Annotated in this window: 14 protein-coding genes, 1 tRNA gene and 1 riboswitch; of the genes, 10 read left to right on the top strand and 5 right to left on the bottom strand. The window is 43.2% G+C overall.

The annotated features are described in order from the left end of the window. Position 1 precedes the first annotated feature (1 nt). From F3D3_RS14210 to F3D3_RS24180, 7 genes are all read left to right on the top strand, one after another. Positions 2-868, top strand: coding sequence for an ABC transporter ATP-binding protein (locus F3D3_RS14210; RefSeq protein WP_069874943.1), 867 nt, complete (start codon positions 2-4; stop codon positions 866-868). Further along, on the top strand, positions 865-1518 hold the full coding sequence (locus F3D3_RS14205; protein WP_069874942.1) for an ABC-2 transporter permease: 654 nt from the start codon (positions 865-867) through the stop codon (positions 1516-1518). The genes F3D3_RS14210 and F3D3_RS14205 overlap by 4 nt, the downstream gene beginning before the upstream one ends. A gap of 167 nt (positions 1519-1685) precedes the next feature. After that, positions 1686-2984, top strand: a complete 1299-nt coding sequence (locus F3D3_RS14200) for a sensor histidine kinase KdpD (protein WP_084389058.1) — start codon at positions 1686-1688, stop codon at positions 2982-2984. Continuing rightward, entirely contained in the window at positions 2981-3670 is a 690-nt protein-coding gene (locus F3D3_RS14195) for a response regulator transcription factor (RefSeq protein WP_069874940.1), read from the top strand. The genes F3D3_RS14200 and F3D3_RS14195 overlap by 4 nt, the downstream gene beginning before the upstream one ends. 128 nt (positions 3671-3798) lie before the next feature. Next, the gene (locus tag F3D3_RS14190) at positions 3799-4098 is read left to right on the top strand and encodes a hypothetical protein (RefSeq protein ID WP_069874939.1); all 300 of its coding nucleotides are present in this window, start codon (positions 3799-3801) and stop codon (positions 4096-4098) included. Positions 4099-4100: 2 nt separating this feature from the next. Continuing rightward, the gene (locus F3D3_RS14185) at positions 4101-8525 is read left to right on the top strand and encodes an S-layer homology domain-containing protein (RefSeq protein ID WP_069874937.1); all 4425 of its coding nucleotides are present in this window, start codon (positions 4101-4103) and stop codon (positions 8523-8525) included. 19 nt (positions 8526-8544) lie between these two features. Then, positions 8545-8632: riboswitch (cyclic di-GMP riboswitch) on the top strand. A gap of 262 nt (positions 8633-8894) precedes the next feature. Further along, complete coding sequence (locus F3D3_RS24180) at positions 8895-9047, top strand: hypothetical protein (RefSeq protein ID WP_175438382.1); 153 nt, start codon at positions 8895-8897, stop codon at positions 9045-9047. Between the two features lie 55 nt (positions 9048-9102). Here the strand turns inward: F3D3_RS24180 and F3D3_RS14175 are convergent. Continuing rightward, a tRNA-Arg gene (locus tag F3D3_RS14175) sits at positions 9103-9179 on the bottom strand. A gap of 175 nt (positions 9180-9354) precedes the next feature. Here F3D3_RS14175 and F3D3_RS14170 point away from each other — a divergent pair. The 3 genes from F3D3_RS14170 to F3D3_RS24175 all read left to right on the top strand — a co-directional run bounded on the left by F3D3_RS14170 (position 9355) and on the right by F3D3_RS24175 (position 11319). After that, complete coding sequence (locus F3D3_RS14170) at positions 9355-10302, top strand: ABC transporter substrate-binding protein (protein WP_084389057.1); 948 nt, start codon at positions 9355-9357, stop codon at positions 10300-10302. Next, positions 10293-11078 carry an ABC transporter permease gene (locus F3D3_RS14165; protein ID WP_069874933.1) on the top strand — a complete coding sequence of 262 codons (786 nt, stop codon included), beginning with the start codon at positions 10293-10295 and terminating at the stop codon, positions 11076-11078. Before F3D3_RS14170 ends, F3D3_RS14165 begins: the two co-directional genes overlap by 10 nt. An 85-nt stretch (positions 11079-11163) precedes the next feature. Next, complete coding sequence (locus F3D3_RS24175) at positions 11164-11319, top strand: hypothetical protein (protein WP_175438381.1); 156 nt, start codon at positions 11164-11166, stop codon at positions 11317-11319. A gap of 301 nt (positions 11320-11620) precedes the next feature. Here F3D3_RS24175 and F3D3_RS14160 read toward each other — a convergent pair whose 3' ends face one another. The 4 genes from F3D3_RS14160 to F3D3_RS14145 form a co-directional block, all read right to left on the bottom strand. Next, entirely contained in the window at positions 11621-12844 is a 1224-nt protein-coding gene (locus F3D3_RS14160) for an FAD-dependent oxidoreductase (protein ID WP_069874932.1), read from the bottom strand. Between the two features lie 79 nt (positions 12845-12923). After that, the gene (locus tag F3D3_RS14155) at positions 12924-13484 is read right to left on the bottom strand and encodes a YeeE/YedE thiosulfate transporter family protein (protein ID WP_069875063.1); all 561 of its coding nucleotides are present in this window, start codon (positions 13482-13484) and stop codon (positions 12924-12926) included. A 22-nt stretch (positions 13485-13506) separates the two neighbouring features. Then, positions 13507-13734: a sulfurtransferase TusA family protein gene (locus tag F3D3_RS14150; protein ID WP_069874930.1), complete on the bottom strand. Its 228-nt coding sequence runs from the start codon at positions 13732-13734 to the stop codon at positions 13507-13509. A 72-nt stretch (positions 13735-13806) separates the two neighbouring features. Further along, positions 13807-14493, bottom strand: a complete 687-nt coding sequence (locus F3D3_RS14145; protein WP_069874928.1) for a YeeE/YedE thiosulfate transporter family protein — start codon at positions 14491-14493, stop codon at positions 13807-13809. Positions 14494-14555: the final 62 nt, after the last annotated feature.

Genomic DNA, 14555 nt, shown 5'->3' with positions numbered 1-14555 from the left:
TATGAGTGAGTATGCCTTAGAACTAATAGAGATCACCAAAAAATATCCAGATTTTAGCTTAAATGAGGTGTCGTTTAAGGTGCCCAAAGGTTCAATTGTAGGCTTGATTGGTGAAAATGGTGCGGGAAAAAGCACAACGATTAATATTGCACTGGATTTGGTTCACAAGGAATGTGGTACGGTTATTTTTTGGGGACAAGAAAGATCAGAGAATTCGCAAGAATGGAAAGAGGACGTTGGTGTTGTATTTGATGGCATCAATTTTCACGAAACGTTGACACCTTTAAAAATCGGTAAAATTTTGGCCGCAAGTTATAAGCAATGGGATGATGCGGTATACCAAAGTTACTTGGTGAAATTCAAGTTGCCACAGGCTAAAAAAATCAAAGCGTTCTCGAAGGGGATGAAAACAAAATTATGCATCGCTGCTGCTCTATCTCATGATCCTAAAATTTTGATTTTGGATGAAGCCACAAGTGGTTTAGACCCTGTCATGCGCGATGATATATTGGATGTTTTTTTAGATTTCGTCCAGGATGAAGATCATTCTATTTTAATGTCCTCTCACATCACGACAGATCTTGAAAAAGTAGCAGATTATATCGTGTTTATACATCAAGGTCAAATTATTTTGAGTAAATCAAAAGATGAGCTCATATATAAATATGGTATTATCCGGTGTGGTTCAGATTTGTTTGAGTCAATTGATAAAAAGGCGGTATTAGCTTATCGAAAATGTGATTTTCAGTGGGATGTTTTAGTAGACGATAAAGATAAGTTTAAAAGATTGTATAAGGATGCAGTTATTGATAACGCTTCTATAGATGATATTCTCTTACTCTATATAAAGGGGGTACAGGTGACATGAAAAGTTTGATTTTAAAAGATGTGTACAATATTGGACATAACTCAAGGTCGATGCTGCTCATACTCATCCTGTTTATGGTTTTGTTATTACCCGTAAACGGTCCAATCAGTTATATCATTATGAGTTGCATCATGTGTAGTATGATGGTCGTTACGACTTTTGCTTTTGATGAAAATGCAAAATGGACAAATTATGCGATTATTATGCCGATTTCAAAAAAACAAATTGTGATGAGCAAATTTATAGTATTGTTGATTTTCACGACGATAGGTGCTGGATTTGGACTTGTTTTCGGCGCTATAGGCGGTATTCTTTTTAAGAAGTTTGATTACATGAGTTTGTCAGGCTGGTTAACTTTGATTTCAGCGGCAGGCATAGGCATGGTAATCGCTTTTTTCTTTGGAAGTATTGTGATTCCGCTACTTTACAAGTTCGGAGCCGAAAAAGCCCGTATTTTATCTATAGTGGCGTTTGCTTTGCCAGTGATGGTCAGCCTTGGGCTTTATCAGATCATGGTGACCTTTGGTATTACTTTTAGCAATACCGCAATCGTCATAGGGCTAGTGTTATCACCTTTTATCACCGTGTTTTGGTCGATTGTGATGTTTAAAATCAGTTGTAAAACGTTCAATCAGCAAGAATTTAACTAGGGCATTGAAATGGCTTGTGGTTCGGTTGCAGAGCAAATTTATGCCGCTGGGCGCATTTTCGGACGAACGCGCTTTGGGAGGTCGTGGTGTATCCCCACTGATGCTCAAAAGCCTACTGACCCACGAAAAATACTGAGACAACAAACAGAAGCCGGAGGTGAGAAAAAGTGAGAAAGTTCATTTCACGCATTTGTAAAATCTACTTTGGGCCTACAATGGAGCTGCGTGTAAGGTTGTTTCATGTCCTGGCCTTTGGCGGCACAGCAGTCAGTCTGGTGATGGGGGTACTGGGTGCCACCAATGGTCTTGTGGGGAATGCCGTCGTAAATTTTCTTGTTGCGGCGCTTTCCTTTGCATTGCTGACCTATTCGCACCGTTCAGGGAACTACCAGCTATGCTACACAATCACTATTGTTGGGATTTTTCTTCTGCTCTTTCCGATGCTCTTTTTCTCGAGCGGAGGATATCACAGTGGAATGCCTGCATTTTTTGTGTTCGCCGTGGCGTTTACCATTTTTATGCTCGAAGGGAAACGGGCCATCTTCTTATCGCTGGCGGAAATTCTGCTCTATATCGGAATTTGCGTGGTCGCATACCATTACCCCGAATCAGTTCATCACTTTGACACGGAGACTCAAATGCTTGCCGACGTGATCATTGCGTTTGTTGTAGTCAGCGTGGTGCTGGGCGTAAGCTTGTATCTGCATTTTCGGCTCTACAACGAACAGCAGCGGAAACTAGACGAACAAAATGTTATGCTAGCCCAAATCAATCGCGCTAAAACCGAATTTTTAGCGAACACCTCCCACGAGATGCGCACCCCCCTTACCGTTATTTCAGTTAACATACAGGCAGTGAGCGGAATTTTGCAAAGTGTGGATAATTCAATCACCGATCCGGAGGTGACAGAGCTACTGGAGGATGCACAGGCAGAAATTATGCGGTTATCTCGCATGGTGGGCGGAATGCTGACGCTTGCATCCATCAGTGAGGGAACAGAAAAGGGGAAAACCGATTTCTCCACCTTGTTGGGCGGAGTAGCGGATATGCTGCGGCTGACCCTCTCCAAGCGTGGCAATAAGCTCAAAACGGAGATTGAAAAAAAACTTACCGTGTTTGGCAACGCTGATTTACTTTCCCAAGTGGCGGTAAATCTCATTCAAAACGCCCAAGCCCACACCGAAAATGGATTCATTTCCATGAGTGCCATTGGAGATGGCAGACAGATCACCGTTACTATCTGCGACAATGGCTCTGGCATTCCCAAGGAGCTTCTGCCCCATGTGTTTGAGCGAGGTGTCACCGATAAGTTAAATGGCGGTACGGGCTTCGGGCTGTTTCTCTGTAAAACGGTGGTAGAATCCCACGGTGGAGCAATTTCTATCGCAAGCGACTTTGGCAAGGGTACAAAGGTGTCCTTCACCCTACCTGCTTATCAAGGACAATATGGAGGTGATGGAAGATGAACGTCAAAACTGGAAAAGGCAAGCTGATTTTGCTGGTGGAGGACAATGAAAAAATCATGCGCGGCAATCAGCGACTGTTTGGATTGGAAGGCTTTGAAACCATGGCAGCATTGACACTGTGTGCGGCTCGTACTTCCATAGTGGCACGCAAACCAGATGCCGTCATTTTGGATATCATGCTTCCCGATGGCAGCGGTCTGGATTTTATGCAGGAACTGAGGACGGGAGAGCACACAGGCATTCCAATTCTGCTGCTTACCGGACTGACTACGCCAGAGGATATCATCCGAGGACTTACTGCGGGTGGGGACGACTATCTCACCAAGCCCTACGACTTTTCAATCCTGCTGGCACGGGTGGAGGCACTTTTGCGCCGTGCCCAGCGTGTGCCGGAAACCATCACCAAAGACCGCTTTACGCTGGATATGACGGCAAGCGTAGCGATGCTGGATGGTGTTGATCTGCTGCTGACCCAAAAGGAATTTGCCCTGCTGCTCATTTTCATACAGAATCCAGTGCGTTTTATTGACGGAGAATATCTGTATGAAAAGGTATGGCACAAACCACAGATGGCCGATGCCAATGCCTTAAAAAGCACGATTAAACGTTTGCGGAGCAAAATGGAGGGCAGCGGCTGGCAAATATCGTGGTCGAGGGGCGAAGGCTATTGTCTTGAAAAAGAATAAAAAAACGAAGCAAAAAAATAACTATGGCGAGCGTGTCAATTTTGACACGCTCGCCACTTTTTGTTTGCCACTATTTTATAATATATATTGCATAAGCTGACAAAAGGATTTTTAGGAGGTGATTTGGTTTGACATGGAACAAGGCGGAAACAGAACTGCCAACCATCGCTAAAGTGGGTGCATTAGACGGTGACTGCTTTGATATTACCCTCTCCAATGGGCATACAATCCTGTTAGAGTTGGGTGACTGGATTGATGAGCCTGCTTTTGCAAAGCTCATTGAAGCCCATCTGTTTGACCGCCCGCAGACGGATGGGAAAAGACTATATTGGGTGAATGGCCCGTCATTCACAGTGGCAGAGATTTTTACCATGCTGGCGCAGGGCAATAAAACACCAAATAAATTAGGAAATTTAAAGGAGGAGTGAACATGCAGAAAATGCATTCAAAGTTTTTAAGTATTTTGCTGACAGTGTGTATGATTGGATCAATGCTGCCTACAGTAGTGTTTGCAGAGGAGGGCAGTCAGAATTCTGGGACATCCTCTAGCACAAGTGAAATCACTGCCTTTGCAGATTTGGCAGAGGATGTTGCTTTACAGGCGGTAGAAACCAGCACAACTGTAGATGGATTGAATCTGCCAAGTACTTTGACGGTTACTGTAACCACCGGCTCCGCAATGACAGCTACTGTAAGCGGCGATGATATGGCAACGGACAGCGAAGCACAGGAGACAGAAACACAAGAAGAAACTACAATTGAGGTGTCTAATTGGATAGCCAACCCAGACTATAACGGCGACACAGCGGGGGATTACACTTTTACCCCTACTCTTGATATTCAGGAGGGTACAACGCTGGCGGATGATGTTACACCGCCTCAAATCAAAGTAACAGTGAAAGCGGCTGATGCTCCAATGCTACTGAGAGCTGGGATTCAGCCTTTAGGTACCGGTACTGGTATAGACATTACGGCCAAATTCACCGACGCAAACTTTCTTGCGGAGGTGCGCACAGTGCTGGGCAAAGAAGTAAATGACCGTATTTACGATACAGATGATTTTGATTCGGTAAAGTACTTCTCAATAGGAAACAAAGGCATCGCAAGCCTTGCGGGTATCGAGTATTTCACCGCGCTGATTGGGCTGAACTGCATTTCCAATGAGCTGACCGAACTGGATGTGAGCAAAAACGTGGCGCTGACCGCGCTGTCCTGCAACAACAATAAACTGACCGCGCTGGATGTGAGCAAAAACACGGCGCTGATCAGGCTGGACTGCTACAGCAATCAGCTGACCACACTGGATGTGAGCAACAACACGGCGCTAACCCATCTGTACTGTTACAACAATCAGCTGACCGCGCTGGATGTGAGCAACAACACGGCGTTGACCACGCTGGATGTGAGCAAAAACACGGCGCTGACCGAGCTGGATGTGAGCAACAATATCGGGCTAATTGAGCTGAACTGCTCCAACACTCAATTGATCGCACTGGATGTGAGCAACAACACGGCGTTGACCGGGCTGAACTGCTCCTACAACCTGTTGACCGCACTAGATGTGAGCAACAACGCGGCGTTGGCCGGGCTGAACTGCTCCTATAACCTACTGACCGCACTAGATGTGAGCAACAACACGGCGCTAACCCTGCTGTACTGTTACAACAATCAGCTGAATATACTGGATGTGAGCAACAACACGGCGCTAACCCTGCTGTACTGTTACAACAATCAGCTGAATATACTGGATGTGAGCAACAACACTGGGCTAACTAAGCTGTACTGTTACAACAATCAACTGACCGCACTGGATGTGAGCAACAACACGGCGCTGATCAGGCTGGACTGCTACAGCAATCAGCTGACCGCACTGGATGTGAGCAACAACACGGCGCTAACCACGCTGTACTGTTACAACAACTATATGCCAGCCGAATCCGCGGTCACAGGGCTTGACACAAATTTAACGACAATCTTTGCCTTCGACCCGCAGAAATCCAGCTACGCTGTCACGGTTAATAGCGGTACAGCAAGCCAGCCCACAGCGGCAGCGGGTACAACTGTTACCATAACTGCAAATACACCAGACAACGGCAAACGCTTTAAAGAGTGGACAGTTGTAAGCGGAGGAGTAACCCTTGCAAATGAAAAGGCATTAAGCACAACCTTTACCATGCCTGCAAATGCGGTGGAGGTCACGGCAACCTATGAGAATATTCCGGCTGGTAGCACAGATATCACGGCCAAATTCACCGACGCCAACTTCCTTGTGGAAGTGCGTAATGCACTGAAGAAAGCGGTAGACGAACCTATTTATGATACGGATGATCTGGCGTCTATTAAGCGCCTAAATATATCAAACAAAAATATCGAAAGCCTTGCGGGCATCGAGTATTTCACAGCGTTAGCCGAGCTGTATTGCAACAGCAATCAACTGACCGAGCTGGATGTGAGCAAAAACACTAAGTTAGCCGTTCTGTCCTGCTCATACAATCAACTGAGCGCACTGGATGTGGGCAATAACACCGCGCTAACCAATCTGTACTGCTCCAACAACTATATGCCTGACAAATCTGCGGTTAAGGGGCTTGACACGAGCCTGACGACAACCTTTAGCTTTGACCCGCAGAAATCCAGATACGCTGTCACTGTTAATAGCGGTACAGCAAGTCCTGCCACAGCGGAGGCAAATGCGATCGTAACGATCACAGCCAGCCCTGCACCAAGCGGACAGCTGTTTAAAGAGTGGGCGGTTATAATCGGCGGCATAACCCTTGCCAATTCACAGATGGCAAGCACAACCTTTACAATGCCTGCAAATGTGGTGGAGGTCACGGCAACCTATGAGAATATTCCAGAGGGAACAACGGCGGTTAGCGGGATCGCCTTAAACAAGAGTAGCCTATCCCTATATAGCAATACTTCGCCTAATACGGCACCCCTTCTAGCCACAGTGACTCCTGCCAATGCCACAGATAAGTCTGTAACATGGCAAAGCAGTAATGAGGCAGTTGCAACCGTAGACGCAAGCGGTAATATTAAAACGGCAGGGAATGGTACAGTAACGATAACTGTGACCACAAACGATGGTGGCTATACAGCCTCCTGTATCGTGACTGTTTCAACCTATTCAAGCGGCGGCGGTTCCTCCTCTGGTGGAAATTCCGACGGCGGTTCATCGTCTTCAGATCGTAGTTCAACCACCACAACGACCACAACAACAACAGCAACAACAACAACAACAACGACAACCACAACGGAAAAGAAGCCAAATCAGCCAGTAACGGCGTCGGCTCCTATTACGGCAACAACTGGAACAAACGGTGCAGCAAGCGCATCCATCCCAGATGAATCCATTTCCGACGCAATCACCAAAGCACAGGCTGAAGCAAAGGCGCAGGGCAAAACCACAAACGCTGTTTCTGTAGCACTTAATGTAACAATGCCAAATGGGGCAACCGAACTGACAGCAACTCTCACACGCAGTTCTCTAAACAGTCTGGTGAGTGCAGGGGTAACAAATCTTGAAATCAACGGTTCACCTGTTACTGTAACCTTTGACCAAAAAGCATTGACGGAAATCCAAAAGAAAAGCAGCGGTAACATAAATATTACCATGGCTCCGAAAACAGACCTTTCCGAAACAGCAAAGAAAATGATTGGCATAAGACCGGTATATAACATCACCGTGAGCTATGGCAACAGCAGTACGGTTTCTAGCTTCGGTAATGGTGTTGCTACGGTAGCAATTCCTTATACCCCGGGAAACGGTGAAGCGATTGGCGGCGTGTATGCCGTGTATGTAGATGAAAAGGGCAACGCAATACGTGTGGATGGTTCTGCTTATGATGTAAGCAGCGGCTGTGTCATCTTTACGACACCTCATTTCTCTATGTATGGAGTAGGCTATACTGCACCAAGCGCGAAGTTTAGCGATAGTAACAGCCATTGGGCAAAGGAAAGCATTGACTATGTGGTGGGAAGAGGACTTCTTTCTGGCACAACAGAAACCACCTTTGCACCTGATACTGCCATGACGCGGGGAATGCTGGTTACAGCTCTTGGCAGATTGGCAGGAGTTGATGTAAGCAGTTATATCACAAGCAGTTTTACCGATGTAAAAGCAGGAAGTGCCTTCCAGCCATATATCGAATGGGCATATAAAAAAGGCATTATTCAGGGTATTGGTAGCAATCAATTTGCTCCTGACAGGGCTATTATCCGTGAGGAAATTGCGGTTATTATTTCAAATTTCGCAAAATCTACCGGATATACGCTGCCTGTTATCCGTGAGGCAACAACCTATTCGGACGCTTCTAGTATCGGCAGCACTTACAAAACAGCAGTGACAGCGCTGCAGCAGGCAGGCATCATGAGGGGCGGAACAAGTAATAAGTTCAACCCAAAATCAAATGCCACACGTGCAGAAGTTTCTTCTATGCTTAACGGTTATATCAAGTTGACCATTGACCCAGATACAGCTCAGGGGTGGGCACTAAACGACGCTGGACAGTACCTGTACTTCAAGGATGGCAAGGCCCTCACCGATACACAGCCCCTCGACGGTGTGAAGTATGTCTTCAATACCGACGGTACGCTGAAAACCGGATGGGTCAAGGACGGCGATAATTGGCGTTTTTATTCTGGCAAGACCATGGTGGTCGGTTTTTGGGATCTTGGTGCAAAAGGAAACAACAAGACCTATTACTTTGCGAAAGATGGTCTGATGGTATCCGGCAAATGGCTTGAAACCGACGGTAAATGGTATTACTTTAACGCCGACGGTTCTCTTGCTCGAAGTACGAAGATTGACGGCTATGAAGTCGATGAAAATGGCGTGAGAAAAACAAAGTAAACGACATCCATAAACAAAATTAAACTAAGGGTGTCCCCATCTAAAGGTGGGGACGCAAAGCCGAGGGTCTAAGGCGCACATTGTGCTATGATAGTCTGACTGCAAAAAAACGGGTAAGAGTCTGCTCTTTATTCTAAGGGCAGGCTCTTGCCATGTAAGCAGTTTTAGCCAGAAGAATGTTCATTGGTTGCTGATTTCGCCTAAACGAAATACGGGTGTTGAAATCAAAAGAGGTAGATGTTGATTGTGGGATAATAGGCATTAAAAATGCAATTTGAAGTGGGCGTGCATATGAAGCACTTGTGTTTTTTAAAGTTCTTTTTAAGGTTGAAGTATCTGAGAGTATGGCGAGATTTGACTTCGCAATGGATGAAAAAAAAATACCTCTCACAAGGGAAAGGTATTTTTAAAAAAAGTGTTACAGAACAGAATCAACTTATTGATAAATGCGTTGATAAAGTCGTCGTGTTCGATGATAGAATCGAAATCTACCTTTTTATGGAGCATTACAATAAGGTTTAGGGTTAATGCGAAACTGATTTTTGAAACCCTAACCCATAATGGAACGTGGATAAGTTGGTGCACCCTGCGGGATTCGAACCCACAACCAACGAATTCGAAGTCCGCTACTCTATCCGATTGAGCTAAGGATGCGTGTGTTATAACGCTATTTATTATACTATAAATTTGTTTTTTAATAAAGGGCATACATAAAAAAAAATTACTGCAATCGGATATTGTAATGTTATATTAAGAGATGAGTACTAAATTTCCAAACGGGATATGGTATAATTATTGATAAATAAATAACGAATAATAGAGGTGCAATGTGAATTCTAAATATAAAAAAGGGTATTTACTTTTTACGGTATTAATAATGGCGTTGATCTTGGTCGTGCCAGGATGTGCGAAATCAAATGAGAAAAAGCAGGTCATCATAGCAGATCAATTTGGACTCGCTTATGCACCGCTTGAGATCATGAGACATGAAGGCTTTTTGGAGAATGCTTTGACGAGCGCAAATGTAGATTTAGAAGTGGTTTGGAAAAAACTGCCCAACACAGCCGCCATGAGAGAGGCTATGATAGCCAATGAACTGGATTTTGGTTTCGTAGGGATACCACCGTTCTTGATCGGAAAAGATAAAGGGATGGACTGGCGTATCGTTATGGGATTGTCAGAGAGTCCGCTTGGATTGGTTGCGCCAGCAGATATGGAGAGTCTATTGGCGTTAAAATCAGATCAAAAGATCCTATTGCCTCAGCCTGGGAGCATACAACACATTTTGCTCAGCATGTATGCTGAAAAAATCTCGGGGGATGCGAAAGCTTTTGATGACCAGTTGGTTTCGATGTCGCATCCTGATGGTCAGATGGTCATGATGAACAACGACTCTAGATACCTTCATTTCACGTCACCGCCCTATTTAGACCAAGAACTTAAGCAGACTGGCCTTAAGGTACTTGTGGATGGGGAAACCTGTTTTGGAGATTCATTTACTTTCATCGTAGGGATTTGCCCAGAACGGGTTTATGAGGATACGGCATTATACAATGCTTTTTCAAGCGCACTTTCAAAATCAATTGACTTTATGAATGATAAGCCCGATCGCGCATATGAAATTCTATTAGAAAACTATACGGAGGCCGATTTAGGCGCTTTATCCGACATGACCTATACCCATGAAGTCAAGGGGTTGGAGCGGTTTTTAACATTTATGAGTCAACAGAAAATGATAGAATCCAATTTTGAGCAAGAGGATTTGATATGGCAGTGATTCAATGGTTAAGAAGAAGTAGAAAAACAACCCTAAAAATGACGCTTTTTTTTCTGATCTGCTTATTGTGGGAGATTGTTGCTTACAGTAAGGTTTACCCAGAGGCATTGTTTCCACCGATTGAGAAAATCATCAAGCGCTTAATCCATGATGGATCAGTACTCACTTCGATTTCTTTTTCACTTTTTCAAGTGCTAATCGCGCTGGGCATAAGTGTGATCTGTGTGTTGTTGATGTTGATTTTATCCAAACGATTCCGATTGTGCCAAGAATGCTTTGACTTGCTGTACACATTACTCAGCCCTATCCCAAGTGTCGCTATTTTACCGCTTGTGATTTTGTGGTTTGGGTTGAGTTCTAAAGCAATTCTATTTTTAATGCTTCATGCGACGATTTGGCCGCTTTGGATACAACTAAAACTATGTCAAGATCGGTTGTCATGTCGATTTTATGAACTGGAAAATGCATACCCAATCCCTTTGATTAAAAGGCTCTATAATATTTATTTTTTAGGTTCTGTTCCCGATCTTATTATGGGCTTACAGAATGGGTTTAATAGGGGATGGCGTGCCATCATTAGTATAGAAATGATTTTTGGAATGGTGGGCACACATATGGGGATCGGTTGGTTCATCTATGAAAAGCGAATGCTTATGGATACGGTCAGTGTTTATAGTGGGATTCTTGGTATTATGCTCTGCGGGATATTAATAGATCATTTGCTCTTCAATACACTTAAAAAACACTTGTCTATACGATGGGATATTCCAAAATAGGATTGTAATTTCCTTGAAACTTGCTATAATGAGTGAGTAATAAAGTGTTTATGAATAACTCAATTAATGGACTGGAGGTACAAATATGTCCGAGAAAAATATGGAAAAAATGAAAGAATTTTTAGAAAAGAAAAAAGCGGATAACAAAAAGAAACAAGATTTTCAAGTTAACAAAAAAATGGGTGGAGCATCTACCAGTAAAAAGAATCAAAAGACTAGAGGTTCTAACAATAAGGTATAGAGTGAATACAATGAAATGTTGCTATAAACTTATTACTTTATAAAATGTATAAAAGCTGAACAATTAATTTTCTACGGAGACCAGTCCTCGGCGTGAATGCCTGTGGAGCTCCTTTAAAAGTCAATTGCTCAGCTTTTATTATTACAGTTTGAAATGTAGTCATTTTCACCCTAAATAGAATATGATTCCATTAAAAATATTACAAAATGACTTAAAAATTTTGGAGAGCGTAAATTTTGCAGACCATCAAAAGAAGCCACCGAATCTAAACCGATTCAGTGGCTTCTTTCAGAATATAGGCTTACAAAGCGTTGATTACCTGATCTTTATCAAGATCATAGAGTTTACCAACAATTTTACCTTCTTTAGTAATGACAATTGCAGGGATTTTCTCGACACCTAATTTAAGGGCAATACCATTTGACTTATAAGTGTCAATACGATTGACGATTAAACGGCCTTTATTTTCGTTTTCAATGGCTTCGATGTGCGTTAAGAATTCTCTTGAAGGCACATCAATGGCATTGTAAACATAGATCAGACCTTGTTTTTCTTTTTGCATGATACAAGTATCAAAGATTTCTTTTTCTGCAATGTAGCGCTCTGCAGCTGTTCCTGCGATGGCGCCATCACCAACGGCTGTGGCAACTTGCTTTAACCATTTATCAGTGACATCGCCGATGGCGAAAACACCTTCAATATTGGTTTCCTTTTTCTCTGTAACGGGGATATATCTTTGAGGGGTCATGTTGATCACACCTTCAAAGAGTTCTGAGTTTGGAAGATAGCCAATGAACTCAAAACAATTATCACAGTTCACCGGAATTTCAACGCCAGTCTTAACATTTTTAAGCACAACAGTTTCTAAGTGCCCATCTCCCTCAAAGCGTTTCGCCACAGAATTCCATACGAATTCCATTTTAGGATTTGCAAGTGCTGCTTGACGTGCGATTTCGTTACAGTCCATGATGCCTTCGTCGTGCATAACGGACACGGTGACTTTGCGTGCAAATTTAGTGAGGAACATGCCCTCTTCTATAGCGGCATCGCCAGAACCGATGACCACTACATGTTTATCCGTGTTGGCAGCCGCATCACAAGTTGCACAGAATGAAATCCCTTTATCGAAGAGGTATTGCTCTTCATTTTCAGCGCCTGTTGTACGTGGACGACCACCAGTTGCAATGATCACTGTTTTAGCGATATATTTATTTCTAAAAGTTTCGACGATTTTTTCTTCACCTTCGAGTTCAACACTTGAAACGGCAGTGAGTTTAAAGTTAACGCCGAGTTTTTTCGCCTGTTCTTTCATCAAATTGGTGATTTTTTCACCTTTTGGATCATCTGGAAATCCAGGATAATTTGAAATTTCGTTGGTATAAGTAGCCAGTCCACCGATGAGCGCTTTCTCGATGAGGAGTGTGTTAAGACGTGCTCGCCCTGCATAAATGGACGCACTTAAACCAGCTGGTCCACCACCGATGATAATCACATCATAGTACTCAACTTTTTTTTCTCTAGCCATTATATAAATCCTTTCTTAATCAAAAGTAGGTCGATGAGTAGTGGGTAACTTAAAGGTAATTGCTCACATAAAGACTTGCTTACATAAAGAATTTAACCAAAAGCTTACTGCCAACAATAGCGCCAAAGAACATGCCGATGGCAAACACCCAACCCGAAAGAGAGAGTGAGGCAATACCACTGTATAGGGCACCGATGTTACAGCCAAATGCAAGTCTTGCACCGTAACCCATGAGTAGCCCACCAAGCGAAGCTGCGATAATTTGCTTTTTAGATTTAATTTTCTTAATTTTAAAACCAGAAGCCAATAACGTTGCAGTGAGTGCACCTATGATGATGCCGAGATTTCGCCATGTGCCCGCATGGTTTATAAAACCATCGTTGAGTACAGCTTGGGCACCAGAACTTGCAAAGTAATACCACTTGTCAACGGAACCTCCAAAAGCTTCAAATACCCAAGCGCCCCAGTAAGCAAATACACCAGAAACGCCCCATGGCTCTTTTGTAACAGCAAGTGTAATCGTTTGAAAAAGCGATAAAAGAACAGCAGCGGTTACATAAGTGAATGGATTTTTAAGCCATTTGATATAATAGGCATTGTTTTTTAATTGATCAAAGAATTTTGTCTCTTTCTTTTCCAATTTTGACACCTCCAAGTTGGTGTTATTTATTTTTTTCAATGATGACTTCCCATTCGCCATCATCCACTTCTTCAACTTCCACATTGTAGCCGTCTTTTCTAGCCCATTCTGGCAAGTTTTTCATGGCACAACTGTGATCAATTTGTACGATGAGCACATCGCCAACTTCTAATTCTTTCAATTTGTTTTGCGCTTTTACCAAAGGCACTGGACAAGCTTCACCTAGACAATCTAATATAACTTCTTTCATTTGAATCCTCCTCTAAAATTTAATATTTTAAACTCATAAGTTTGACTATTGGGTAGACCGTTCATCATTTCACTAATGTGATGAAGCACCTCTTTTTTTCTCATATTCTTCTGCGAGAATATAAAGTGCCAATAAAACACCTAATTGCAATAATACTGCGCCCATCCATCCGAAAACATCGGGTAAAAAGATCGACGTACCTTTTGAAATAATATGTTCTTTCCACCAACCAAAATCATGTGCACCGAGTAGAGAACCGATGACAAAGAAAATCATTGCCAAAAGGTTCATATAAAAACCTTCGCCAACACGCATGAGCGTGCCTGATGCACAACCGCCGGCGATGACCATGCCCACACCGAACATAAAAGCGCCAATAAGGGTCGCTAGACTGATCGGCACGACGTAACTCATGCCTGGAATCGGTAAACCTGCACTTGCATAACCATATTTAATCGCTGTAAAGCTGATGGTTGTCAGTGCAAGCGCAATGATGACGGCACGTGTCATAGAAGTACTTCCTGTTAAATAAGGGTCACGCATTGAAGCGGTAAAACAGAAACGTCCTTTTTGAAGAATGAAGCCAAATGCAATGCCTGTCATCCAAAAAAGTGACAACGTACTTGATTTTGTATTCAACCAAAGTGCAACTGCTATAAATAAAAACACTGCTGCAAAACCAAAGGGAATTTGATTCTTCTTTGGTTTGCGATTTGCAGAAGAGCGTCTAGATGTTGCTGCGCGGTTTGATTCAGCCATTTTTTCACACTCCTAAAAATAAAGTTTGCTATACTCTTAACAATCTCACAGTTATATGATAC

It is taken from the genome of Fusibacter sp. 3D3 (assembly GCF_001748365.1).
Classification (GTDB): domain Bacteria; phylum Bacillota; class Clostridia; order Peptostreptococcales; family Acidaminobacteraceae; genus Fusibacter_A.
Note: the sequence above shows the minus strand (reverse complement) of the source record. Positions and strands in the feature narration are given on the sequence as shown.

Coding starts and splice junctions, on each gene's coding strand:
- F3D3_RS24175 (WP_175438381.1), top strand. CDS start 11,164: ATGTCCGAGAAAAATATGGAAAAAATGAAAGAATTTTTAGAAAAGAAA.
- F3D3_RS14185 (WP_069874937.1), top strand. CDS start 4,101: ATGCAGAAAATGCATTCAAAGTTTTTAAGTATTTTGCTGACAGTGTGT.
- F3D3_RS14160 (WP_069874932.1), bottom strand. CDS start 12,844: ATGGCTAGAGAAAAAAAAGTTGAGTACTATGATGTGATTATCATCGGT.
- F3D3_RS14205 (WP_069874942.1), top strand. CDS start 865: ATGAAAAGTTTGATTTTAAAAGATGTGTACAATATTGGACATAACTCA.
- F3D3_RS14195 (WP_069874940.1), top strand. CDS start 2,981: ATGAACGTCAAAACTGGAAAAGGCAAGCTGATTTTGCTGGTGGAGGAC.
- F3D3_RS14145 (WP_069874928.1), bottom strand. CDS start 14,493: ATGGCTGAATCAAACCGCGCAGCAACATCTAGACGCTCTTCTGCAAAT.
- F3D3_RS14165 (WP_069874933.1), top strand. CDS start 10,293: ATGGCAGTGATTCAATGGTTAAGAAGAAGTAGAAAAACAACCCTAAAA.
- F3D3_RS14210 (WP_069874943.1), top strand. CDS start 2: ATGAGTGAGTATGCCTTAGAACTAATAGAGATCACCAAAAAATATCCA.
- F3D3_RS24180 (WP_175438382.1), top strand. CDS start 8,895: ATGAAAAAAAAATACCTCTCACAAGGGAAAGGTATTTTTAAAAAAAGT.
- F3D3_RS14150 (WP_069874930.1), bottom strand. CDS start 13,734: ATGAAAGAAGTTATATTAGATTGTCTAGGTGAAGCTTGTCCAGTGCCT.